Source organism: Mesorhizobium sp. BH1-1-4 (assembly GCF_020165665.1).
Classification (GTDB): domain Bacteria; phylum Pseudomonadota; class Alphaproteobacteria; order Rhizobiales; family Rhizobiaceae; genus Mesorhizobium.
Genome location: NZ_JAIUIN010000002.1, coordinates 345,115 through 368,115, shown reverse-complemented (window position 1 = coordinate 368,115; position 23,001 = coordinate 345,115). Strand labels below are relative to the sequence as shown.

Genomic DNA, 23,001 nt, shown 5'->3' with positions numbered 1-23,001 from the left:
ACCACAGCATCACTACCACTCTCGGTTCCATTGGAATATGGCGGCAACGTGGCCTTGGCCCGTAATTTGCTTTGGCCGGAGACACGAAAAGAAAAGACCGATGCTTTTCCGCACCGGCCCTGACTGGAGGTCGTGTTTGGCCACGCTTCTGCGGCGCGGCTCTGATTTCGGCCGTGACTTACATCCGGTAGGCGATGGTATCGTTCCAGAAGCGGTCAAGGCGCTGCAAAGCGCGGTTCATCTGCTTGAACTCGTCGGTGTTGATGCCACCGACCTGTTCGATCGAGCCGACATGGCGCTCATAGAGACCGGCGACAACATCAGCCACCTCGTTGCCCTTCGGCGTCAGCGAGACGCGCACCGAACGGCGGTCGATGCGCGAGCGCTGGTGGTTGATGAAGCCGAGATCGACCAGCTTCTTCAGATTGTAGGAGACATTCGAGCCGAGATAGTAGCCACGCGAGCGCAACTCGCCGGCGGTCAGCTCCGAATTGCCGATGTTGAAGAGCAGCAGCGCCTGGATGGCGTTGATGTCGGAACGGCCATTGCGGTCGAATTCGTCCTTGATGACGTCGAGCAGACGGCGGTGCAGGCGCTCGACCAGCTGCAGCGATTCCATGTACAGGGAACGGATAGCCTCGCGGCGATCGTCGGAAACGTTGGCGGTCTTTGCCGCCGGACGCGAATTGATCATTGTCTTTGCCTCTCGTTTGTCGCCCTGGTGATTTTTTGTTTTTCACCTTGATCGCGACACTATCGAATACTCATAAAATTCGACTTAAACGCTAGGGCTAACAAGAGCTTACCGGTAAGAGGTTTCGCAAGACGCTTAACGAACGGTCACCCGAGCAAGGATGATTAACCTAAAGATTTAGGCAATGATCGCGGGACCGGGCAGCGGCGATCGCCGAGGGTCAACGTCCGCAAGGGCTTAGTGCCGTACCGGTCGTTTCTGCAGGTAGATGACGACGCGAAAGACGATGTAAAGCAGCGCCACGCAGGCATGCGAGACGATGATCAGCAGACGATGGCCGAAAAGCTCGGGAAAACCGGCATACATGACCGTCTCGGTGACCGCGCAGATGAACCAGATCACCGGCCCCCAGGATGCCAGCATCCACAACCCGGCCGCGGCGAAGGGAAAGAACACGGCGAGCATCACCGCCGCCACCTGCCAATGCACCGGCATGAGGTCGAAGCGCCACAGCGAGCCCGGATAGAAGCCGATCAGCTTGATCCAGTACAGGATGCCGAACAGCAGGCAGTAGCCCGCGATGACGCGCTGGAACCAGGCGAAGATCACCTCGACCGTCGAGGGTTGCAGAACGACACGTCTCGACGTCACCTCGCTCACAGCCCAAGCTCCCGATCGCCGAGCGGGGCGAAATAAGAATCGATATCCGCCTCGCTGATGGCATCGAGACTTGCCGGCCGCCATTGCGGCTTCGAGCCCTTGTCGATGATGGCGGCGCGGATGCCTTCGTAGAAATCGTGGCCGGCCAGCATGCGGTTGAGGATGCGGAACTCCATCCTCATGCAGTCGTCCATCGACAAGGTCAGCCCGGCGCCGATCTCGCGCCAGGCAACGTGAAGGCTGGTCGGCGAGCGGCTTCTCATCATGGCCAGCGTCTTCTCGGCAAAGGCATCGCCGCCGGCGGCGCCTTCAAGACTGGCAATGACGGCGGCAAGCGTGCCTTGCGAAAAGTGGCGGGCGATCGAATCGAGGTCCTGCCGTTCCGTCTCGCGTTTGGCCGGGACGAAGAAATCGCGCAACTCGGCGTTCGGGTCATTGCTGCTTGCCAATTCGTCGAGCAGTCCTGCCTGGTCGGCGGCCTTGATCGTGTGCGTGGCAAGGCCGGACCACAGCGCATCGCCATAACGGATACGCGCTCCCGTCAGCCCGAGATACATGCCGAAGCTGCCGCCGAGATCCGGAAGCAGGTGGCTGGCGCCGACATCGGGAAAGAAGCCGATGCCGACTTCCGGCATGGCGAACTGCGCATTCTCGGTCATTATGCGGTGCGAGCCATGGAAGGAGATGCCGACGCCGCCGCCCATGACGATGCCGTCGATGAGCGCGACATAGGGTTTCCTGAAGCGGGCGATGCGGGCGTTGAGCCTGTATTCATCGGCGAAGAAATCGACCGGCGGCTTGCCGGCACGGCCGGCCTCGTAGACCTGCAGGATATCGCCGCCAGCGGAAAACGCCCTGCCCTCGGCCTTGACGACGACGACGTTGATGCTCGCATCCTGCTCCCAGGCATCGAGCGCCTTGCCGAGCGCCTTGACCATGTTGTGCGTGATGGCATTGAGCGCCTTCGGCCGCGTCAGCGTGACGACGCCGGCCCGGCCCAGCCGCTCGAAGCGGATCTCATCGCCGCCGCCAAAATCCATCGCCAGAGAATCCCTCCCCCGCGCCTGCGGGACTGAAGTGCTAAAGGCGGCGCAAGGGTGCGTCAATGGCAGCAGCCTGTCGGCCGCGGTCTTGGCGGCAAGCGGCAGCCGATGCTACGTTGGCGGCCATTACGACAGGCAAGAGCCGGATAGTGAGCCCATGCCGCAGTTTTTGCGCGTTGTCCTTGTTCTGTGTTGCCTGTCTGCGTTGTGGGCAACCAGTGTCCCCGCAGGGGCGACCGACCTTGGCGACCTTTACCAGTCGCAGACCATCGTCACCGGCCAGGGTGAAGAAAACCGCCAGCTCGGCTTCAGGATTTGCCTCGACAAGGTTCTCGTTCGTGTTTCGGGCGATCAGCGGCTGCTTGCCAGACGCGATATGGACGCGCTTCGCGACAAGGCCGGCAGCTTCGTCGACTCGTTCCGCTATCACGATCGGCTGGAGGGCATTCCGATCCATGACGAGCAAGGCACGCATGACCGGCCGCATGATCTCACCTGTTTCTACAAGCCTGATGTGATCGACAAGGTGCTGGCGTCGCTCGGCAGCAAGCCGTGGCTTGGCGAGCGGCCGACGCTCACCGTCTTTCTCACCGCCGAACAAGGAACCCGGCATTTCGTATTGAGCGCCGAGGAGAACCGTGGCGAAACGATGCGCGAATCCTTCGACAATGCCGCCGGTCCAACGCTGATGCGTCTCGTGTTTCCCGGGATCGCGCAGCTTGCCGGCTTGAACGAAGAAGCGCTGCGCGCCGCCGACATGGCAAAACTCGATCAGCTGGCCAGCCAGGCTGGCGGAGACCGAGCGATTGCCGGCAGCATCATATGGAGCGACAAAGAGCTTGGCTGGATCGCCGATTGGCGTTTGGCCGACCGTGGAACCACCTATCGCTGGCAGGTCCGCGGTGTCAGCTTCGACGAGGCATTCCGTGTGGCCATCGCAGGCGCGGCACGGATTCTTTCGGGTAATGGCCAACCCTGACCGAGATTTTGCGGTTGGGATCGGGCAGCTTCGAACGCTGGCACAATCGTGTCGCATTGGTCCGCGACGCGTCCGCGTGGTAAAAGCCACCGATCCGGAGTTTTGGCCATGAACAAATTCACCCCGACAAAGCCAGCCGGCGCGCGCAGCGTCGACGACGTTACCGGCAGCCGGCGGCTCAGGCGCATGCGCAAGGCCGACTGGTCGCGCCGGCTGGTGCAGGAGAACAGGCTTTCGGTCGACGACCTGATCTGGCCGATCTTCGTCGTCGAGGGCAAGGATGTGCGCGAGCCGATCGCCGCAATGCCCGGCGTCTTTCGCCTGTCGGTCGACCTGGCCGTCAAGGAGGCCGAACGCGCGGCCAAGCTCGGCATTCCGGCCCTTGCCACCTTTCCCAATGTGGAACTCGGCTTGCGCGACCAGACCGGCTCGCACATCCTCGACCCGCAAAACATCATCAACCGCGCCACCCGCGCCATCAAGGACGCGGTGCCCGAGATCGGCATCATCACCGATGCCGCGCTCGATCCGTTCACCAGCCATGGCCATGACGGCATCCTGCGTGACGGCATCATCGTCAATGACGAAACCGTGGAGCAGGTCGCCGCGGCTGCCGTCATCCAGGCGGCGGCCGGTGCCGACATCATCGCGCCTTCGGACATGATGGACGGCCGTATCGGTGCCATCCGCGACGCGCTCGACGCCAACGGTTTTCAGGACGTGGCGATCATGTCCTACGCCACCAAATTCGCTTCGGCCTTCTACGGCCCCTACCGCGAGGCGGTCGGCACGGCCGGTCTGCTCAAGGGTGACAAGAAGACCTATTATATCGACCACGCCAATTCGGACGAGGCGGTGCGCGAGGCCGAACAGGACATCGCCGAGGGCGCCGACATGCTCATGGTCAAGCCCGGCCTGCCCTATCTCGACATCATCCGCCGGCTTAAGGACGAATTCCAGATGCCGACCTTCGCCTACCAGGTGTCGGGCGAATATTCGATGATCAAGGCGGCCGGCGCCAATGGCTGGATCGATGGCGAGAAGGCGATGCTGGAATCGTTGCTCGCCTTCAAGCGCGCCGGCTGCGACGGCATCCTGACCTATTTCGCGCCCGAAGTGGCTGTGATGCTGAAAGGCTAGCCCCGACTTCCCGGGCACTGCCTTTCAGGAGATGTCACCACTCTTTCGAGCGGCCGCCGGCTCCTTCGAATTCCCGCTGACAAAAACCGGCTGTTGCGGCAGGATTGAAGCGCAGTCAAAGGCGGCCAGCAGCCAACGCCCGCCCAAAAGGGTTGGCCAATGCCTCCAGTGGGATAATTACCCGATCCGTTTCACCGTCGGGCGAAGCCTCCGCTGATGCAGGACGCGGACTTCGCCGTGACCTGAGGAACGGACATGCGATGCCCTGACCGGACGGCGAGGTTCGGACACCCTTTCGGCAAAAAACCGCTTGCAATTCAAAATCAGTTTGCCTAGAAGAAACCACTTGCAAAATACAACTGGTTCTAGGAGGAGGTCTCATGTCCAAACTTCGCGTCAACGCTTTCAGCCTGTCTCTCGACGGCTATGGCGCCGGTCCCGATCAGGACCTGGAGAATCCGCTCGGCGTCGGTGGAAAAGCCCTGCACAAATGGGCTTTCGGCACCCGCACCTTCCGCAAGATGTTCGGCGAGGATGGCGGTGGCACAGGCGTCGACGAAGACTTCGCGGCGCGCAGCTTCGAGAATGTCGGCGCCTGGATACTGGGCCGCAACATGTTCGGGCCGATCCGGGGCGAATGGCCTGACGACAAGTGGAAGGGCTGGTGGGGCGACAACCCGCCCTACCATGTGCCGGTTTTCGTGCTGACGCACTACAAGCGGGAGCCGATCACCATGGAAGGCGGCACCACCTTTCATTTCGTCACCGACGGCATCCATTCGGCGCTCGAGCAGGCAAGGTCGGCGGCCGGCGACAAGGACGTGCGGGTGGGCGGCGGTGTCGACACCATCCGCCAGTACCTGCGGGAGAGGCTGATCGACGAGATGCATCTGGCGATCTCCCCGGTGCTGCTTGGCAAAGGTGAGAACCTTTTTGCCGGGCTCGACATGTTGAAGCTTGGCTACGCGTGCACCGAGCAAGTGGCAACGGCGCTGGCCACGCACGTGGTTATCAAGCGGGCTTAATTACAGCCCTTTCTCCCGTCACTATACGGGGAGAAATGTCCGGCAGGACAATGAGGGGCGGCGCTGCCGGTCGAAGATTGCCTTTCCCGACCACCCCACCGATAACAAAAATGGCCCAGAATACGTTTTCACGCAGGCCGAGTTCAAATGTAGAAGGTCAGCGCTGCCCCTCATCCGCCTGCCGGCACCTTCTCTCCGTATAGTGACGGGAGAAGGGAACCTCTCAATATTTCTCCGGCACGTAGAGTTCGCGGGGCAGGACCTGGCGCTCATATTCCGGGTTGAAGACGCGCTCGGGCAGCGTGATCTCCTCATGCGGCACCTCTTCATACGGCATCTGCTTGAGCAGATGATCGATGCAGTTCAGCCGCGCCCGTTTCTTGTCGTTGCCTTCGACGATGTACCAGGGCGCCTCCGGGATGTTGGTGCGGGCGAAGGTCTCTTCCTTGGCCTTGGTGTACTGTTCCCAACGCACGCGCGACTGCAGGTCCATGGGCGACAGTTTCCATTGCTTCATCGGGTCGTGGATGCGCATCAGGAAGCGCATCTGCTGTTCCTCGTCGGTGATCGAGAACCAGTATTTGACCACGGTGACGCCGGAGCGCACCAGCATGCGCTCGAACTCCGGCACGTCGTGGAAGAACTCCTCGACCTGATCGGGGCTGGCAAAGCCCATCACCCGCTCGACGCCGGAGCGGTTATACCAGGAGCGATCGAACAGCACGATCTCGCCGCCCGCCGGCAGATGCGGAACGTAGCGCTGGAAATACCATTGCGACTTCTCACGTTCGGTCGGTGCCGGCAACGCGACGACGCGGCAGATACGCGGATTGAGCCGCTGGGTGATGCGCTTGATGACACCGCCCTTGCCGGCGGAATCGCGGCCCTCGAAAATCACCACCAGTTTCTTCTTGTGATAGGCGACCCAGGATTGCAGCTTGATCAATTCGGACTGCAAGGAGATCAGATCACGAAAATATTGCATGCGATCGATCGAAGGCGGATGCGAGTTCTTGTAGATCTTGGCGATCTCCAGCGACAGCGCCGGTTCCGACATTTCGAGTTCATAATCTTCGTCGAGCGTGTCGGCGAGTTCGGCTTCAAGCCAGTCCTTGGCAGGGGAATTCTGTCTTAGCTCGGTCATATCAACTGCTCCGCTTGCAAGCCTGTCGTTTCCCTGTGGCGTCCCCAAATTGCCCGCCGGCGGCTGGAATGGAACACCTGAGCCGACTTCAATATAGACCGGCGGTGACGGTTTTATTGCAGCCCACGCGCTATTGCCGCCGTTGCTGATTCCGCGATGTATGATCGATCCACCGTCGATGCCTGGCGACAAGCCGACTGAATTGTCCTACAAATGCACGGTCACATTGCGGGCCGCCCTTTCGCGGCGCCCCAACTCAACACAATCGCGAGGACTGACATGGAATACCGCACCCTTGGCCGTTCCGGCCTGAAGGTTTCGACACTGACGCTTGGTACCATGACCTTCGGCGGCACCGGACCGTTCGCCGCGGTCGGCAACAGCGATCTGGCCGAAGCGAAGCGGATGATCGACATGTGCATCGACGCCGGCATCAACCTCATCGACACCGCGAACGTCTATTCGAACGGCCTGTCCGAGGAGATCATCGGCGAGGCGCTCGGCGGCAAGCGCAAGAACGATGTGCTGATCGCGTCCAAGGCGCGGATGCGCATCGGCAAGGGTCCGAACGACGAGGGCCTGTCGCGTTACCATATCATCCGCGAGTGCGAGAGAAGCCTGAAGCGGCTGAAGACCGATGTCATCGACATCTATTTCGTCCACCAGTGGGACGGCCTCACCCCGCTCGAGGAAACCGCTGCCGCGCTCGACACTTTGGTCAGCCAGGGCAAGGTGCGCTATATCGGCTGCTCCAACTATTCCGGCTGGCAGGTGATGAAGGCGCTTTCCATCAGCGACAGCCGCCACCAGCAACGCTTCGTCACCCAGCAGATCCATTATACGCTGGAAGCGCGCGAGGCCGAGTACGAACTGCTGCCGATCTCGGTTGACCAGGGGCTGGGCGTGCTGGTCTGGAGTCCACTCGCCGGCGGCCTGCTTTCCGGCAAATACCGCAGCGACAGTCCAACCGCCCGCCAGCTTGCCGGCTGGTCCGAGCCGCCGATCCGCGACGAGGACCGGCTGTGGCGGATCGTCGATGTGCTGGTCGAGATCGGCAAGGACCGAGGCGTATCGGCGGCGCAAGTGGCGCTTGCCTGGCTGCTCGGCCGGCCCGCCGTCTCCTCGCTGGTGATCGGCGCTCGCAACGACGTCCAGCTCAAGGACAATCTCGCGGCGGCCGCCCTGGAGCTCGGAACCGAGGAACGCCAGCGTCTCGACGCCGTCAGCCGGCCACCCCTGCTCTACCCCTACTGGCACCAGCAACTGACGGCAAAGGACCGCTTCGGCCTCGCCGACCTTGTTCTCGACCGCAGCGATATCTGACCAGCGTCAGGCCGAAGCGAGAGCTAGTTCTCGATGAACCGCCAGACCTCGAGATCGGGTTCGATCTGGCCGCCGAGCACGAAATATTTGTAGAGGACGAGTAGGGAGATCGCCTGCTCGTCCCGTTCGTTGAAGAATTTGCGGCAATAAGCATTGGCCGCCGCGATGATGCGCTCGGCCGCGGCCGGGTGCGCTTCGAAATATCGCACTTTTTCGCCGAGATCGGCAAAATCGGGGTCGAGCGCCACATAGTGGACGCCGGCCTCGAGCTGGCTCTCGCCAAACCATGTCTCGTAGGTCGGCGGCGGCATCAGACAGAGCGAGTTGGAGTTCATGATCCATTTGAGGTTGGTCGCCACGTCATTGCCCTCCAACGAGACGATGTAGCGATAGCGCAGATGCTGGCTGATGCTGAGGAAGGGCTTGCTGTACTTGGCCGGTGCACTGCGCTTGTGCGAGCCGACGTCGCAGAACGGCAAGTCGCGCGTGGCATCCAGGAACCGTGTCCTGATGGGATTGTTGAGGTCGCCGCGCCAGACCACCGCCGGGCGTTTGTCGGCGAAGGCGACAGCGTCGACCGGCATGTGGAAGTGGCGGAACTTGTTGAATTTCATGATGACGGCGTTGCCGTTGTCGGCGTGGATCGGCCGATCCTTGACGAGCGTCGGCAGCTTGGGCACGCCTTTGACGTCGCCGAACTTCAGGTCGACGAGCAATGACGGATCGAAGTAGCGGGCAAATTCCTTCAGGTCGTAATAGTACATGGTCGGTTCAAACGGTATCTTGTCGATGCGCACCGCATCAGGCCCCGGCGTAAAAGCGTCCCGCAGCTTGTTGTAGTCATTCAGGCGACGGCGCACGGCCTCATCCGAGAGCCTGGCCTGTTCGAGGCGACCCGCCAACCGCCGTCGGAAGATCGCCTGGGGTGCCATGTCGCGCATGACGTTGCGCGCATAGTAGAAAACCCTTGCCGTCGTTCGTTGTATGGTGGCCATCGTTCTCCTGCCCAAAACAAGCGCCGCTGAACAGACAACAGCGGGATGGTTCCCGCGGCATGGTTGCGCGCCATTGGGCCACGCATTCCGGCAGTGTCCGAACGGCGCGCCCCGCACCTAGCCCGTTATATAGCGCCACACCTCGGGATCAGGTTTGATCTGGCCCGAGAGCACGAAGTATTTATACAGCACCAGCAGGGAGATCGCCTGTTCGGTCCGCTCGTCGTCGAACGTCCGGCAATAGGCGTTCGCGGCCGCGATGATGCGCTCCGCACTCCCTGGATTCCGCTCGAAATAGGCCACATGGTCCGCGATGTCCGAGAAATTCGCTTCGAGCGGCACATAGTGGACATTGGCTTCGAGCTGCCGTTCCGCGAACCAGGTCTCGTAAGTCGGCGGCGGCATCATGCAAAGCGACTTCGAATTCATGATCCATTTGAGATTGGTCGCCACGTCATTGCCCTCGAGCGAGACGATGTAACGGTAGCGCTGGTGCTGGCGGATGCTGAGAAAAGGCTTGGCGTATTCCGCCGGGGCGTTCGGCTTGTGCGAGCCTGCGTCACAGAACGGCAGGTCGCGCACGGCCTCGAGGAATCTTGTCCTGATCGGATTGTTGAGATCGCCGCGCCAGACCACGGTCGGCAGCTTGTCGGCGAACGAGAGGGCATCAGCCGGCATCTGGAAGTGACGAAACTTGTCGAGCTTCATGATGACCGCGTTCTGGTCGCCCTCGCGGATTGGCCTGTCCTTGACGATCGTGGGCACCTTCGGCACGTTCGCGACGTCGCCGAATTCCAGGTCGATGAGCAATCCGGGATCGAAGTAGCGGGCGAATTCCTTCAGGTCGTAATAGTACATGGTCGGCGTGAAAGGCAGCTTGCTGATGCGCTTGGCATTGGCGCTAGGCGCGAAGCCGTCTTGCAGCTTGTTGTAGTAATTCAGCCTGCGACGCGCCGCCTCGCCGGAAAGCCTGGCGCTTTCGAGACGGCCAGCCAGCCTGGCGCGAAACAGAACTTGCGGGGCGATATCGCGCGCGACGTTTCTCGCATAGTAGAAAACTCTTGCTGCGGTCCGCGAAATGGTGGCCATCGGTCACTTGAACAAAAACAAAAAGCAGATCTCAATTCATTGCCGCCCCGCCTGTCCTACATCATTGTGGCGCCCATCTGGCAAGCCCCGCATCTCTTCGACGGCCGGCACCCACGCATTGTCGCTTCGGCTGTTGTGTTTGACGGCTAATGCTCCTAGGCAGGTCTCAGGGCCGCAAGGCAGTGACAAAAGGAGCCGATATGGCGCGAGCACCAAACTACGATCAGGAACGCAAGGAGCGCGACCGCCAGAAAGCGGCCAAGAAGGCTGAAAAGCTGGCCGCCAAGGTTGCCGCGCGCGAACGTACGAAGCCCGAGGCCGAAACCGAGACCGAAACCGAGGAGTAACGGCATACGGCCCGCGAATGCGGGCCGTACCGCGAATCCAAATTGGCCAGCCCCAAATTGCCCGGCTTATGTCAGGCTGGCGCCTTGTCGCTGATGAAAACATCCACCTCCCTCGCCGCGGCGATGAAAGCGCGTCGGGCATTCATCGCCGGCTTGTCGCCGGCAAGCGCGTCGTGGCAAGCCTGCAGCGCCGCGCGATGCTTGGCGCTGCGCTTGCCGGGCCAGTTGTTGAGGAGGTAGTCGGAAGCCTCCCTTGCCGTACGCAAGAGCTGAGTGCTTCCCGCCGTGACGGATTTGACGGTCACGGGTGTTTCAAACCGGTTGTTTTCCATCGCCGCTCTTACGCCATCGGCTTGCTTGAAGCGAGGCCCAAAGTGCGCCTCGCCTCAGACGCCGCCTGTTTTTCCAACCAGCGCCCCGCCACGCTAGGCGGCGACGACGGCAAATCCCCTGGCGCGAAGGCCACGTCGGTCGTTGGCGAGCGACGTCACCAATCGGTCGCGGTTGCCGACGATATGGGCCGACAGCAGCCGCGCGGCTTCATCACCCTCACCAAGGCGCGTGGCGGCAAGGATGGCGCGATGTTCCAGCCAGGCACGGCCAAGGGCCGTTTCGTCACGCACCTCCAGCCAGCGCGCGCGCGATAGGCGAGTCATGGCATCACGAACCGCCCGGAACAGGAATTCATTGCCGGAGAGGCGCGCCAACTCGATGTGAAAATCCATGCCGACACGATGCCATTCCTCCCGCGCGGTGTTTTCGTCGCAGGCATCGAGCATCGCCTCGATGACATCGATGGCACCCTTCTCGGCTTGCTTGCATGTCAGCCGCAGCGCCGCGACTTCGACCGCTTCGCGATAGACGGCGATCTGCTCGAGTTCGGCGAGGTTGATGGGCGACACCGTCCAGCCGCGCCCGTCCCTGCCGACAAGCCCCTCGGTCTCCAGCCGCAGCAATGCCGCCCTGACCGGCGTGCGTGAGGCGCCGAACTGGCCTTCGATCCAGCGTTCGGTCAGTTTTTCGCCTGGACCGATCTCGAGCCCCAGGATCATCTCGCGAAGCTGCCGTTCGACATTCTGCATCTGCGACATCGCACATCCTTTTCGAAGCCGCATTGACAGCGGCCGGCTTGAAGTTCATGACGGATACCAGTTTGGTATCCCAAAATGGTATCCGCAACAAGCACCGATACCGGGCAGGCAGGACATGGCACAGGAAGACACAGGGCAAGGCGGCTACAACATCCATTGGCGTCGCAATCTCGCCGTCTGTTTCGCGGGTTCGTTCAGCACGCTCATCGCCATGACCCTGCTCCTGCCCTTCCTGCCGCTCTATGTCGAACAGCTCGGCGCACAGGGTCATGCGGCCATCGTGCAGTGGTCCGGCATCGCTTATGGCGCTACCTTCTTCGCCGCCGCAATGGTCGCGCCGCTGTGGGGACGCCTGGGCGACCGCTACGGGCGCAAGGTGATGCTGGTGCGCGCTTCCTTCGGCATGGCGATCTGCATGTCGCTGACGGGCATGGTCGAGACCGTCTGGCAGTTGGTGCTGCTGCGGCTGCTGATCGGCTTTGCCGGCGGCTATTCCTCCGGCTCGACCATACTGGTGGCCATGCAGACGCCGAAGGAGCGCTCCGGCTGGGCGCTCGGCGTCCTGTCCGCAGGCATTACGGCGGGCTCGCTGGTCGGTCCCCTGCTCGGCGGCGCGCTGCCCCCGGTGATCGGTATTCGCGCCACCTTTCTGTTGTCGGGCGGGGTGATCTTCCTCGCCTTCCTGGCGACGACCTTCCTCATCAAGGAGAACCCGCGCCCGCACGCAGCCAGGACGGCCTCAACAGCGAAGCCGAAGAGCGGCTGGTCGCAAATTCCCGACAAGCGCCCTGTCGTGGCCATGCTGGTGACGGGGATGCTGCTCGCCTTCGCCACAATGTCGATCGAGCCGATCATCACCGTCTATGTGCAGCAGCTGATCGAGGACCAGAGCCGGGTGACGCTCGTCGCCGGCGTGGTGATGTCGGCGGCCGCGCTGGGCACCATCCTGTCGGCGTCCTGGCTCGGCAAGCTCGCGGACCGGGTCGGGCACTGGAATGTTGTCGTGGGAGCCTTGGCCGCCTCGGCACTGCTGCTCATCCCCCAGGCTTTTGTGACCAATAGCTGGCAGCTTATCGGCCTGCGTTTCCTGATGGGCCTTGCCTTGGGCGGCCTGCTGCCTTGCATCACCAGCGTCATCAGGCACAACATCCCCGACGGCGCCGGCGGCAACGTGCTTGGCCTGGCGATCTCGGCGCAGTATGTCGGGCAGGTCGCGGGGCCGCTGTCCGGCGGTTTTGTCGGCGGCCATTTCGGCATGCCGGCGGTGTTTCTCGGCACGTCGGTGCTGATGGCGGGCGGTGCCGTCTACAACTGGATTGTCCAGTCGCGGCGGACACGGCATATGGCGCTGGAAGCGGGCAAGCCTTGAGGCTTGACTGACCTACCAAGGAAGGAACATGCCTATCATGAACCTCGCTGATACAAACGGCAGCCGCCTCCTCGTGCTTGCCGGCGGTCTCGTCGGCGCGGCGGGCGTGGCGCTTTCTGCGGCGGCCGCGCATCGCGGCGGCGCTTTCACCGGCACGGCCGCGTCGTTCCTCCTGATGCATGCACCGGTGTTTCTCGCCATTGGCCTTGCCGGTGCAAACCGCTGGCTGCGCATCGCAAGCCTGATTCTGCTCGCCGGGCTGCTGCTCTTCGCGGGCGATCTCCTCGCCCGCGATTTCTGGGGATCACGACTGTTTCCGATGTCGGCGCCAATCGGCGGCACCCTGCTCATCGCAGGCTGGCTGGCGATAGCAATCTCCGCTATTGCGCATCCACGCGCCTAAACGCCCGGAAGGCTCAATCCTGGCGGCGTTCCGAACGGACCCAAAGGACGCGGCTGCGTGCGGCGGGTTTTGTCCGGCGCCGCGCCTCCGGCCGCTCGGTGGCCGGCGCGATGCCCCAATAGTTGCGATAGATGTCCTCGAACAGATGGTTGATGGGATGCATGACTCATGCTCCTTCTCTTGAATCGATTCAATAAAACGCGCGAAAAGAGCCGACTGATCAGCTCCGCTTGCGCTCCACCAGAAAGCGGAGGTCGCGAATCCATGGACCCGCCTCACCACGCCCTCTCGCTTTGTTGGCGAACGGCCCGATGTTCCAGACGTTGCGATAGATGTCATCGAACAGATAGTTGACGGGATGCATGGCGGCTCCTCCTTTTGATCAATCAGCAGCACAAACACGAATTGGATCGATTCAAACATAAAGCTAGTACCATCGCCGGTCAAGCAAAATTTGAATCGATCCAACGAAAGTGCTAGATGCGGCCCGGGAACGTGCTACATGCATGTCAGGAGGCACGCGCAAATGGCGTCACTCACCGCAGGCAATCGACGACCCGTCCGGCTGGCCGACATCGCCAAGGCCGCCGGTGTTTCGCACGGCACGGCCTCCAATGTCTTCAGCCGCCCGGAGATCGTGCGCGAGGAAGTCCGCGAACGGGTTCGCGCGGCCGCCGAGGCCATGGGTTATGGCGGGCCCGATCCAAAGGGCCGGCTGCTGCGGGCCGGCAAGGTCAACGCCATCGGCGTTGCCACCGCCGAGCCCCTCTCCTATTTCTTCGAGGATCCGTTCGCGCGCGTCATGATGGCGGGCATCTCGCGGGCCTGCGATGCGACGGGAGCCGGGATCTCCCTGGTCTCGGCCGCCAACAACGAGCAGCTTGCCTGGAACATCCAAAGCGCGCTGGTCGACGGCTTCATCGTCTTCTGCATCGAAGGCGGCTCGCGCCTGGTGGAGTTGGCACGGGAGCGCAGACTGCCCTTTGTCGCGCTCGACCTCGACTCCGAGGACGGCTCGGTCGCGGCGATCGGCGTCGACAACATCGCCGGCGCCGGCAGGGCGGCGCGCCATCTCACCGATCTAGGACATCGTCGATTCGCTGTTCTGGCCCTGCCTTTCGCAGACGGCAGAACAGGTCTCGTGTCAGCCGAGCAGATTCGGGTCGCGGCCTATGCGGGAACCCGCGACCGCCTCACCGGCTATCTCCAGGAGCTTTCCAGGGTAGGCGTGGAGGCATCCAAAGTGCCCGTCTATGAAACCGCCAACGACGTCGCCAGCACGAAGGCTGGGCTCGAAACCATCTTCGCCGCCGACGCGCCGCCGACCGCCATCCTGGCCATGTCGGACAGGATGGCCCTGGTGGCGCTCGAATGGCTGAACGCACGCGGGCTCAACGTGCCCAACGATGTTTCGGTGGTCGGGTTCGACGGTGTTCCCGAAGCAGCGGTGTCCGAGCCGCCTTTGACCACGATCGCCCAGCCGATCGCCGAGATGGGCCGCCTCGCAGTCAAGGCGATCCTGGAGAGCGACGGGCCGGTCAGTCGGCACCAACTGCCGGTCGAACTGATCGTGCGGGCCTCGTCGGCCCCTCCCCGCCGCTGAACCGCACGGCCCCGAACCGCTATCGATTGGCTCTTGCCACCGCGGAGAGGCTGAAAGGCGCACGAACCGGTGCCGGATCCTTTTGCGTCGTGTGGGCCTTGCCCGAGCCGCCGATGGTCGACAGCCATTCGAGATAAAAGGCGAGCGCGAACTGCATGGCGATGCCGGCCGATATCAGCAGGCTGTCATAGACGAACCCGCCCGGATTGATCAGCCTCATCACCTGCGCGACCATGGCGATCACCGTGCCGGCGATGAACACCGGCAGCGATCGTTTGCCCAGTATCGCCAGCGGATGGTCGGGGCTGGTGCGGAACAGGCCGGAGAGCGCCGGCAGGGCGACGACGAGATAGCTGACCGCCAGGATGTGCAACAGCCGCGGCAGCGACAGGAAAGTCTTGTCGAAGCCGCCGATCACCACCGGCAGGTTGAACCAGGTTATCTGGCCCCAGAGCGGGCTATGCACCCATACCAGCGCCGCCAGCACATAGGCCGCGGCCGCGCCGACCAGCCAGCGGTTGACGGGAATGACACCGCCGCGCCTGACATGCAGCATGGCGGCAAGGCCGATGTTGAACAGGAACTGCCAGGACAGCGGGTTGAGGAACCAGAAGCCGGGCTCGGGATAATTGGGCGGCGCGATCTGCCAGATGCCGGCGACGAGCCACAACGCACCGGACGCGACAAGCGCCGCGACAGGCCTGTAGCTGACGAACAGGACGAAGGCCGGCGCCATCAAAAGCAGCGCCGCATAGACCGGCAGGATGTTGTTGTAGCCGAGCTGGTGGCCGAGCGTGACGATGCCGACCAGCACCTGCGGCGTGTTCTTCATCAGCGGTTCGATGTTGATCAGCGTCAGCAGTTCCGACCGCCTGGCAAACACCGCCACGGCGCAGAACAGCGCCATCACCACCATCGTCGTGACGATATGGGCAACGTAGAGCACACCGGCCCGCCGCCACATCTTCAGGGTCGCCAGAAGCCGGCCACCCGGTCTGAACTTGGTGCCGTAGGCGAGCGCGACCGAGATGCCGGATATCAGCACGAAGGCCTCGGCCGCGTCCGAGAAGCCGAAATTCTTGTAGGTCAGCGTCTCGAAAGCCGTGCCCGGCACATGGTCGATGAAGATGGTGAGCAGCGCCAAGGCGCGCAGTACATCGATACGCGTGTCGCGTTCGGGGACACGCAAATTGCGATCCGGCAAAACAGGGGTGGTCATCGACAAAAGGCCTCAAAGCTGGTTGTTCATGTCCAGCAATGCGACCCCCGACGCACCGCTTCGATTCCTCCCACAGGGAGTATATCGGCGCAGAAACGGGCTGGAATGCGCCTGGTTCAATCAACTTTCGCGGAGCAAGAAAATATTGCGTTTTGAAGCCGGCAAATTCAGCGAAACCTCATATAATCAAAGGGATCCGAGATGATTGGCGACAATGCCGAAAACGGCGCGCTGACGCTGGATCTGGCCTTTCCCTATCGTGTCCTCGGCACCGGCGAAAAGAGCCGGGATTGCCTGTTCGTGCTGCATGGATCGGGCGTCGACGAGACAAGCATGATGGAGCTGGCGAGGCGCATGGCACGCGACGCGTTGCTGGTCGCGGTGCGTGGTCGTGTACCCCAGGAGGAGGGTTTTCGCTGGTTCGAGCGAATCACGCCGACGCGTTTCGATCAAGACAGCATCCGTGCCGAAACCGCCGCCTTCGCGGCATTCGCAAGGGATGCCGCCGCGCGCCATGGGCTTGATCTCGATCGCGCGACATTCCTTGGCTATTCGAACGGCGCCAATCTGGTTTCGAGCCTGATGCTGCTCCATCCCGGCATCGTCCGCAGGGCGGTGCTGCTGAGGCCCATGCCGGTGCTCGACCAAGTGCCTTCGACGGACCTTGCGGGAACACGGACGCTCATCATTGCTGGAGCCGCCGACGAGACCTATGGGCCTTTCGCGCCGGCGCTGGTGACGCTGCTCAGCCGGCACGGTAGCGAGATCGACGCCCGCATCGTTCCATCGGGCCATGAAATCGGAGACCCGGACGCGGCGATCGTCGGGCAATGGCTGGGCGGATCCGCGGCCGAGAAAGGGCCCGTGGAACCCACGGCCTGAAAAATAGCATTTATTTACCGCCCTGGCGGCCCCCATCTTCCATTGTCCACAGCGGCGACATACCTCTGTTACATACTGGCTATCGAGATGCTGTTCACTGAGGGGAGGTCCGCATGACCGACAAGAACAGCGTCACTCTGCTCGACGATACGTCGCAATTGCCTGCAATCGTGGCCAGTCCCGCCGAAATCGCCCGAATTGAAGACACGATCGACGTGCGCGACCGCGCCGCCATCTCGGTCTTCGGCGACCGGGCCCAGCAGGCGGTCAGCGACTATGCCGACAAGATATTGTCCCAGTTGCGCAACCGCGACCTCGGCGACACCGGCGATCTCCTGACCGACATCATCATGAAGGCCAAGAATCTCGATCCGGCCTCGCTGAAGGACCAGGGTTTTCTCAGCGGCCTGTTTTCCTCGTTCAAGGCACGGCTCGAGCGCTTCAAGGAGAAGTACGAGGACGTGGCGGGACAGATCGACCGCATCGGCCTCGAACTCGACCGTCACAAGGACACGCTGCGGCGCGACATAGCCGTGCTCGACGACCTGCATGAGCAGACCAAGGGGTCCATCCTCAAGCTCGACGCCTATGTGCAGGCCGGCAAGAAATTCGTCGACGACTACCGCGCCAACGAGTTGCCGAAGCTGAAGGCCGCGGCGGATTCGGCTAGCGGCGACACCGGAGGCACGCTGGAGGCACAAACCTATCAGGACGCCGTGCAGGCGCTCGACCGGCTGGAAAAACGCATCTTCTACCTGGTGCAGGCGCGTCAGCTCGGCATCCAGCAATTGCCGCAGATCCGCATCGTGCAGTCCGGCGACGAGACGCTGATCGAGAACCTGCAGGCGACATCGGCGCTGACCGTGCCCGCCTGGAAGCAGAAGATGGTCATCCTGCTTGGCCTGACCAACCAGAAGTCGGCGCTCGAATTGCAAAAGACGGTGACCGACGCCACCAACGAGATGATCCGCCAGACGTCGAAAATGATGAAGGATCAGGCCATCTCGGTCGAGGAACAGGCGCAGCGCGGCATCGTCGACGTCGAAACGCTGGCACAGGCCAATCGCGACCTCATCGACACGGTGCAAGGCGTGCTGAAGGTCCAGCAGGAGGGCCGCCAGAAGCGGGCCGACGCCGAAAAGCAGATGGACCAGATGACGATCGACTTGAAGAAAGCGCTGACCCAGGCCTGATCGGAACCGCCATGCCGAAGACGCTGACGTCCGTTCTCCTGCTCGCCGTCGCGGTGCTGCTGGCGGCCTGCAATGCGAGCCATGTCAAATTCTCGATCGTCTCCGGTTCGGAAAACACGGTGCTGGAGCCGATCGTGCAGGAATTCTGCGCCAAGCAAGGGGCGACCTGCACCATTTCCTATCAAGGCTCGCTCGATATCGGGCTTGGCCTGCAGAAACCTGGCGGCCTCGACCAGGACGCGGTTTGGCCGGCCTCCAGCGTCTGGGTCGATCTGTTCGACAGCGGCCGCAAGGTGCGCAACCTGACCTCGATCGCGCAGATGCCGGTCATTCTGGGCGTGCGCAAATCCAGGGCCGCCGAACTGGGCTGGGTCGGCAAGCCGGTGTTCATGAAGGACATCCTGGCCGCCGTGAAGGACGGCAAGCTCAAATTCCTGATGACGTCGGCGACGCAGTCCAATTCCGGCGCCAGCGCCTACCTCGCAATGCTGTCGAGCGCGCTTGGCGGCAAGGAGGTGATCGAGCCGGGCGACCTCGACAATTCCGCCGTGCACGATACCGTCAGTGCCCTGCTGCAGGGCGTCGAGCGTTCGTCCGGTTCGTCGGGCTGGCTCGCCGACCTCTATGTCGACAGCGCCGGCAAGGGCACCGTCTACGATGCGATGTGGAACTACGAGGCGACGCTGAAGGAGACCAACGACAAACTGAAGCAGATGGGCAAGGAGCCGCTCTATGCCATCTATCCGGCCGACGGCGTCGCTGTCGGCGACTCGCCGCTCGGTTTCATCGACCACGGGCGCGGAGCCGATATCGAGAAATTCTTCACCGATCTGCTCGCCTACCTGCAATCGGACGCAGTGCGCAAACGCATCGCCGACACCGGCCGGCGGCTGCCGCTCGGCGGCGCGGCCACCCAGGCCGCCGCCGAGCCGGATTGGAACTTCGATCCCGGCAAGCTGGTGACGTCGATCCGCATGCCGGAGCCGGCCGTGATCCGCAAGGCGCTCGATCTTTACCAGGAGGCCTTGCGCAAGCCTTCGCTGACGGCGCTGTGCTTCGATTTTTCCGGCTCGATGGAAGACCAGGGCGAGAAACAGTTGCAGGCGGCCGCGCAATTCCTGTTCACGCCGGAGAAGGCGAGCGAGGTTCTGGTGCAGTGGACGCCGTCCGACCGCATCTTCGTGTTGCCTTTCGACGCCGTCGTGCGCGACACGTTCGAGGCGAGCGGCGACGCGGCGGGCCAGAGCGAACTGCTGGCGGACGTTGCCCAGCAGCGCGCCGGCGGCGGCACCGACATGTACGCCTGCGCCGACCAGGCGCTGCGGAAGATCGTGGCCACGGCGGACCTTTCGAAATACCTGCCGGCCATCGTCATCATGACCGATGGCCGCACGGACGGAGGTGCGGACCTGTTTCTCACTCACTGGCGCAGCGCCCCTGTGCGCGTGCCGGTCTTCGGCGTCACCTTCGGCGACGCCGACAAGAGCCAGCTCGACAGCCTCGCCAAGGCAACGTCGGCGCGCGTCTTCGACGGCAGCGGCGATCTGGCCGGCGCCTTCCGCGCCGCGCGCGGCTACAATTAGAGCCTGCCGGGATGCGCGGCTTCGGCAATGACTGGAACTGGATCGTGGCAGGCGCCGTCTCGGCCGCACTTCTCCTGGGGCTGAGCTTCTACACCCATTTCCCGTTTCTGGTGTCGGCCGTCGTCGCAGCGCTCGTCTTTGCCGGGCTGGTGTTCGTGCTGGCGCCGCGCCAGCTTTTCGAGGGGCTCGACCTCACCACGCTCAGCGGCAGCAAGGTGGCCTTCGCCCGCGAACTGCTGGCGCAGGCGCAGCCAGCCGCGGACCGGCTGTCGGCAGCGGCCGGGTCGATCGGCGACAAGGACATGAAGGCCAAGGTGAAGAACCTGTCCGACATCGCCGCCGATGTGATTGCCAAGGTCGAGACGAAGCCGGAAACCGCGCCCTCGGTGCGGCGTTTCCTTACCTACTACGTGCCCCAGGCGGCGGAAGTGGCGGAAGGATACGCGACGCTGGCCAACCGGCGCGCACCGAGCCAGGCCAGGCTTGCCAATGTCGGCGCGGTGATCACCAAACTGCAGGATGCTTTCGTGCATTACGCCGACAGCCTGGCCGATAGCGAACTCGGCACGCTCGACGTCGACCTGCGACTCATTCAGGAGTCGCTGAAAGAGGATATCGGACGCTGATGGCCATTTCGCGCCGCGCTTTCGGACTGGGTCTGCTGGGTGCCGCCGCTGCCGGCACCGGCGGCTATCTGACGCTGAAGGATCGTCCCGAGTTCCGCGGCTATCTCGGCAACAAGGCGCATCTGTTCGGTTTCATCGGTGGCGAGAAGCAGGCATTTCTGGCCGATCCCGATGTCGTTCATGCGCTTGGAGGCTACGGGCTGGAGCTTGACGCACGTGTCGCCGGTTCGGTGGAGATGGTGCGCGAGCCGGCCCTGCTTGGTCAAAAGCCGCAATTCCTGTGGCCCTCCTCATCGATCATGGTCGACCTTGCGCGCAAGAACGGCGTCTCTATTCGCAACGACCAGGTGGTGCTCAACTCGCCGATCGTCGTCTACACCTGGGGGCCGGTGGTAGAAGGGTTGAAGAAGAGCGGCCTGGTCACGGTCGCCGCCAAGGGCGGCTACAACCAGCTCGATCTCAAGGCTCTGCTCGACGCCATACTGGCCGGCAAGAACTGGTCCGATCTCGGCATCGACGAGCTTTATGGCCGTGCCCGCATCGTCTCGACCGATCCCAATCGCTCCAACTCCGGCTTCATGTTCGCGGGACTGGTGCTGAGCCTGATGAGCGGCGACGTGGCGACCCAAGAACTGCTTGCCCAGCATGGCGACCAGGCCAAGGCGATCTTCCGCGGCATGGGCCTGAAGTCGTCATCCTCGGGAAAGCTGTTCGACCAGTATATCGCCGGCGGTCTTGGCGCCGAGCCGATGGTGGTGGGCTACGAAAACCAGTTGGTCGAGTGGGCGCTCGCCGATCCCGCACGCTGGCAAAGGGTGCAGGCCGGCGCCGGCGCCAAGCCCGAAATCCTCTACCCCAGGCCGACTGTCTACTCGGCGCATCCGCTGATCGTCATCGATCCGGCGGTCGACAGGTTGCTGGAGGCGCTGACAAGCCCGAAGCTGCAGGAACTGGCCTGGTCGAAACACGGGTTCCGCGGGCCGCTCGGCACCGTGGCAGGTGATGCCGACGCCATCGCCGGCGTGCGGCCGGCGGAAATCGAGGCGGTGCTGCCGATGCCGTCGGCCGATGTCATGCTGGCGTTGCTCGCCCAGATGGAGGGGTAACCTTACCCCCGCCCCATCCGGTTCCAGGCGTCCAGCCCGGCGATCTTGTAGGCCTCCGCCAGGGTCGGATAGTTGAAGGTGTTGTTGACGAAGAAGTCGACAGTGCCGCCGAGATTGATGACCGCCTGGCCGATGTGAATGAGTTCGGTGGCGCCCTCGCCGACGATGTGCGCGCCGAGCAGGCGCCGCGTGTCGATCGAGAACAACAGCTTCAGGAAGCCGGTGTCGACGCCCATGATGTGGCCGCGCGATGTCTCGCGGAAACGCGCCACGCCGACCTCGTAGGCGCCGCCGCTTTGGCGCACCTGCTCCTCGGACTGGCCGACCGTCGAGATCTCCGGCACGGCATAGATGCCATAGGGGAATGTTTCCGGCGGCGGTGGCAAGGTCACGCCAAAGGCATGGCAGGCGGCCACCCTGCCCTGCTCCATCGAGGTGGAGGCGAGGCTCGGAAAGCCGATGACGTCGCCGGCGGCATAAATGTTGGGCACGCTGGTCTGAAAGGTCTGCGGATCTACCTTGATGCGGCCCCTGGAGTCGGCCTCGATGCCGACCACGTCTAAGCCGAGGCTGCCGACATTGCCGGTGCGGCCGGCGGCGTAGAGCACGACTTCGGAGCGGATGGTGCGGCCATCGGCCAGTTCCACCTCGGCGGCCTCCGGCTTGGAGCGGATTTCCTTGACCGCGCTGCCCAGCCTGATCGTCATGCCGCGATCCCGCATCTGGTGGATGAAATCGTCGACGATCTCGCGGTCGACGAAATCGAGGATCGAGTTGCGCGGCTCGACCAGCGTCACCGGTACGTCGAGCGCGGAAAAGATCGTGGCGTATTCGACGCCGATGACGCCGGCGCCGATCACCGTCAGCGTGCGCGGCAGGCGGTCGAGTTCAAGCATCTCGTCGCTGTCGAAGACACGGGCCTTGTCGAAGGGCACGTCGCGCGGCCGATGCGGCCGGGTGCCGACGGCGATCAGCGCATTGGCGAAGCCGACTTCGCTGTAGTCGCCATTATCCGATGTCAGGCTGACCTTGTTGGGGCCGAGAAATTTGACCGCCGCACGCGCGCTCTTGACCGTGTTGCGCATGAACTGGTGCTGCAGCACCTCGACCTCGTGATCGAGCGTCTTGTGCAGGCGCTCGATCAGGTCGCCGACGGAAATATCCTGCTTGACCCGATAGCCGCGTCCATAAAAGCCGCGCTCGCGCCAGCCCGAAAGGTTGAGCACCGTTTCGCGCAGCGTTTTCGAGGGAATGGTGCCGGTGTGTACCGAGACGCCGCCAAGACGCCGGCCCCGGTCGACCACCAGCACCGATTTGCCGAGTTTGGCCGATTGCACCGCCGCGCGGCGGCCCGAAGGGCCGCTGCCGATGACCAGCATGTCGTAATCCATATGTCCCCGTCCCTGCCCCTAGGCGCCCATTTTGTTGCGCCGCAGCAAGCTAACGCCATCCGCGCCGCGAATTCAACAGGCTTGGGCTGTCGGCCG

25 protein-coding genes are annotated in these 23,001 nt (G+C 63.0%); 13 read left to right on the top strand and 12 right to left on the bottom strand.

What is annotated here, in order from left to right; translation table 11 throughout:
* Positions 1-178 precede the first annotated feature (178 nt).
* The 3 genes from ldtR to LB569_RS05280 form a co-directional block, all read right to left on the bottom strand.
* Positions 179-694 (bottom strand): transcriptional regulator LdtR, encoded by a 516-nt coding sequence (gene ldtR / locus LB569_RS05290; RefSeq protein ID WP_013896002.1) that lies wholly within the window; start codon positions 692-694, stop codon positions 179-181.
* 237 nt (positions 695-931) lie between these two features.
* Complete coding sequence (locus tag LB569_RS05285; protein WP_140706925.1) at positions 932-1,354, bottom strand: DUF6163 family protein; 423 nt, start codon at positions 1,352-1,354, stop codon at positions 932-934.
* Positions 1,351-2,394 (bottom strand): enoyl-CoA hydratase/isomerase family protein, encoded by a 1,044-nt coding sequence (locus LB569_RS05280; protein WP_224691377.1) that lies wholly within the window; start codon positions 2,392-2,394, stop codon positions 1,351-1,353. Before LB569_RS05280 ends, LB569_RS05285 begins: the two co-directional genes overlap by 4 nt.
* 160 nt (positions 2,395-2,554) lie before the next feature.
* Here LB569_RS05280 and LB569_RS05275 point away from each other — a divergent pair, with 160 nt between their 5' ends.
* The 3 genes from LB569_RS05275 to LB569_RS05265 all read left to right on the top strand — a co-directional run bounded on the left by LB569_RS05275 (position 2,555) and on the right by LB569_RS05265 (position 5,541).
* Positions 2,555-3,376, top strand: a complete 822-nt coding sequence (locus tag LB569_RS05275; protein WP_224691376.1) for a DUF2066 domain-containing protein — start codon at positions 2,555-2,557, stop codon at positions 3,374-3,376.
* A gap of 108 nt (positions 3,377-3,484) precedes the next feature.
* Positions 3,485-4,516, top strand: coding sequence for a porphobilinogen synthase (hemB, locus tag LB569_RS05270; protein ID WP_140706931.1), 1,032 nt, complete (start codon positions 3,485-3,487; stop codon positions 4,514-4,516).
* A gap of 380 nt (positions 4,517-4,896) precedes the next feature.
* Positions 4,897-5,541 carry a dihydrofolate reductase family protein gene (locus tag LB569_RS05265; RefSeq protein ID WP_224691375.1) on the top strand — a complete coding sequence of 215 codons (645 nt, stop codon included), beginning with the start codon at positions 4,897-4,899 and terminating at the stop codon, positions 5,539-5,541.
* A 223-nt stretch (positions 5,542-5,764) separates the two neighbouring features.
* Here the strand turns inward: LB569_RS05265 and ppk2 are convergent, their stop codons facing one another.
* A complete protein-coding gene (gene ppk2 / locus LB569_RS05260) occupies positions 5,765-6,685 on the bottom strand; it encodes a polyphosphate kinase 2 (RefSeq protein ID WP_140706935.1) in 921 nt (306 codons plus the stop codon).
* A 279-nt stretch (positions 6,686-6,964) separates the two neighbouring features.
* Here ppk2 and LB569_RS05255 point away from each other — a divergent pair, with 279 nt between their 5' ends.
* Complete coding sequence (locus tag LB569_RS05255) at positions 6,965-8,008, top strand: aldo/keto reductase (RefSeq protein WP_224691374.1); 1,044 nt, start codon at positions 6,965-6,967, stop codon at positions 8,006-8,008.
* Between the two features lie 23 nt (positions 8,009-8,031).
* Here the strand turns inward: LB569_RS05255 and LB569_RS05250 are convergent, their stop codons facing one another.
* On the bottom strand, positions 8,032-9,003 hold the full coding sequence (locus tag LB569_RS05250) for a glycosyl transferase family 90 (RefSeq protein WP_224691373.1): 972 nt from the start codon (positions 9,001-9,003) through the stop codon (positions 8,032-8,034).
* Positions 9,004-9,120: 117 nt separating this feature from the next.
* Positions 9,121-10,092, bottom strand: coding sequence for a glycosyl transferase family 90 (locus LB569_RS05245; protein WP_224691372.1), 972 nt, complete (start codon positions 10,090-10,092; stop codon positions 9,121-9,123).
* Positions 10,093-10,292: 200 nt separating this feature from the next.
* Here LB569_RS05245 and LB569_RS05240 point away from each other — a divergent pair, with 200 nt between their 5' ends.
* On the top strand, positions 10,293-10,439 hold the full coding sequence (locus LB569_RS05240) for a hypothetical protein (RefSeq protein ID WP_140706943.1): 147 nt from the start codon (positions 10,293-10,295) through the stop codon (positions 10,437-10,439).
* 71 nt (positions 10,440-10,510) lie between these two features.
* On the opposite strand, the gene LB569_RS05235 is transcribed toward LB569_RS05240, so the two are convergent.
* Both LB569_RS05235 and LB569_RS05230 read right to left on the bottom strand, forming a co-directional pair.
* On the bottom strand, positions 10,511-10,744 hold the full coding sequence (locus tag LB569_RS05235) for a DUF982 domain-containing protein (RefSeq protein ID WP_246677546.1): 234 nt from the start codon (positions 10,742-10,744) through the stop codon (positions 10,511-10,513).
* A 120-nt stretch (positions 10,745-10,864) separates the two neighbouring features.
* Complete coding sequence (locus tag LB569_RS05230; RefSeq protein WP_224691371.1) at positions 10,865-11,530, bottom strand: GntR family transcriptional regulator; 666 nt, start codon at positions 11,528-11,530, stop codon at positions 10,865-10,867.
* 115 nt (positions 11,531-11,645) lie between these two features.
* On the opposite strand from LB569_RS05230, the gene LB569_RS05225 reads away from it, so the two are divergent.
* Both LB569_RS05225 and LB569_RS05220 read left to right on the top strand, forming a co-directional pair.
* On the top strand, positions 11,646-12,899 hold the full coding sequence (locus tag LB569_RS05225; protein WP_224691370.1) for a multidrug efflux MFS transporter: 1,254 nt from the start codon (positions 11,646-11,648) through the stop codon (positions 12,897-12,899).
* A gap of 37 nt (positions 12,900-12,936) precedes the next feature.
* Positions 12,937-13,302 (top strand): DUF423 domain-containing protein, encoded by a 366-nt coding sequence (locus LB569_RS05220; RefSeq protein ID WP_181173727.1) that lies wholly within the window; start codon positions 12,937-12,939, stop codon positions 13,300-13,302.
* 13 nt (positions 13,303-13,315) lie between these two features.
* Here the strand turns inward: LB569_RS05220 and LB569_RS05215 are convergent, their stop codons facing one another.
* Both LB569_RS05215 and LB569_RS05210 read right to left on the bottom strand, forming a co-directional pair.
* Entirely contained in the window at positions 13,316-13,465 is a 150-nt protein-coding gene (locus LB569_RS05215; protein WP_181173712.1) for a hypothetical protein, read from the bottom strand.
* A gap of 57 nt (positions 13,466-13,522) precedes the next feature.
* Positions 13,523-13,666: a hypothetical protein gene (locus tag LB569_RS05210; protein ID WP_181173713.1), complete on the bottom strand. Its 144-nt coding sequence runs from the start codon at positions 13,664-13,666 to the stop codon at positions 13,523-13,525.
* Positions 13,667-13,828: 162 nt separating this feature from the next.
* On the opposite strand from LB569_RS05210, the gene LB569_RS05205 reads away from it, so the two are divergent.
* Entirely contained in the window at positions 13,829-14,905 is a 1,077-nt protein-coding gene (locus tag LB569_RS05205; protein ID WP_224691369.1) for a substrate-binding domain-containing protein, read from the top strand.
* 19 nt (positions 14,906-14,924) lie between these two features.
* On the opposite strand, the gene LB569_RS05200 is transcribed toward LB569_RS05205, so the two are convergent.
* Entirely contained in the window at positions 14,925-16,124 is a 1,200-nt protein-coding gene (locus tag LB569_RS05200; RefSeq protein WP_224691368.1) for an OpgC family protein, read from the bottom strand.
* A 201-nt stretch (positions 16,125-16,325) separates the two neighbouring features.
* Between LB569_RS05200 and LB569_RS05195 the strand changes: the two genes are divergently transcribed.
* The 5 genes from LB569_RS05195 to LB569_RS05175 all read left to right on the top strand — a co-directional run bounded on the left by LB569_RS05195 (position 16,326) and on the right by LB569_RS05175 (position 21,514).
* Positions 16,326-17,006, top strand: a complete 681-nt coding sequence (locus LB569_RS05195) for an alpha/beta hydrolase (protein ID WP_224691367.1) — start codon at positions 16,326-16,328, stop codon at positions 17,004-17,006.
* A 113-nt stretch (positions 17,007-17,119) separates the two neighbouring features.
* Positions 17,120-18,199, top strand: coding sequence for a toxic anion resistance protein (locus tag LB569_RS05190; protein ID WP_224691366.1), 1,080 nt, complete (start codon positions 17,120-17,122; stop codon positions 18,197-18,199).
* 11 nt (positions 18,200-18,210) lie between these two features.
* Complete coding sequence (locus LB569_RS05185) at positions 18,211-19,782, top strand: substrate-binding domain-containing protein (protein WP_224691365.1); 1,572 nt, start codon at positions 18,211-18,213, stop codon at positions 19,780-19,782.
* 11 nt (positions 19,783-19,793) lie between these two features.
* Positions 19,794-20,408: a 5-bromo-4-chloroindolyl phosphate hydrolysis family protein gene (locus LB569_RS05180; RefSeq protein WP_140706962.1), complete on the top strand. Its 615-nt coding sequence runs from the start codon at positions 19,794-19,796 to the stop codon at positions 20,406-20,408.
* Positions 20,408-21,514, top strand: a complete 1,107-nt coding sequence (locus LB569_RS05175; protein ID WP_224534215.1) for a substrate-binding domain-containing protein — start codon at positions 20,408-20,410, stop codon at positions 21,512-21,514. The genes LB569_RS05180 and LB569_RS05175 overlap by 1 nt, the downstream gene beginning before the upstream one ends.
* Before the next feature lie 2 nt (positions 21,515-21,516).
* Here LB569_RS05175 and sthA read toward each other — a convergent pair whose 3' ends face one another.
* Entirely contained in the window at positions 21,517-22,905 is a 1,389-nt protein-coding gene (gene sthA, locus LB569_RS05170; protein WP_224534213.1) for a Si-specific NAD(P)(+) transhydrogenase, read from the bottom strand.
* Positions 22,906-23,001: the final 96 nt, after the last annotated feature.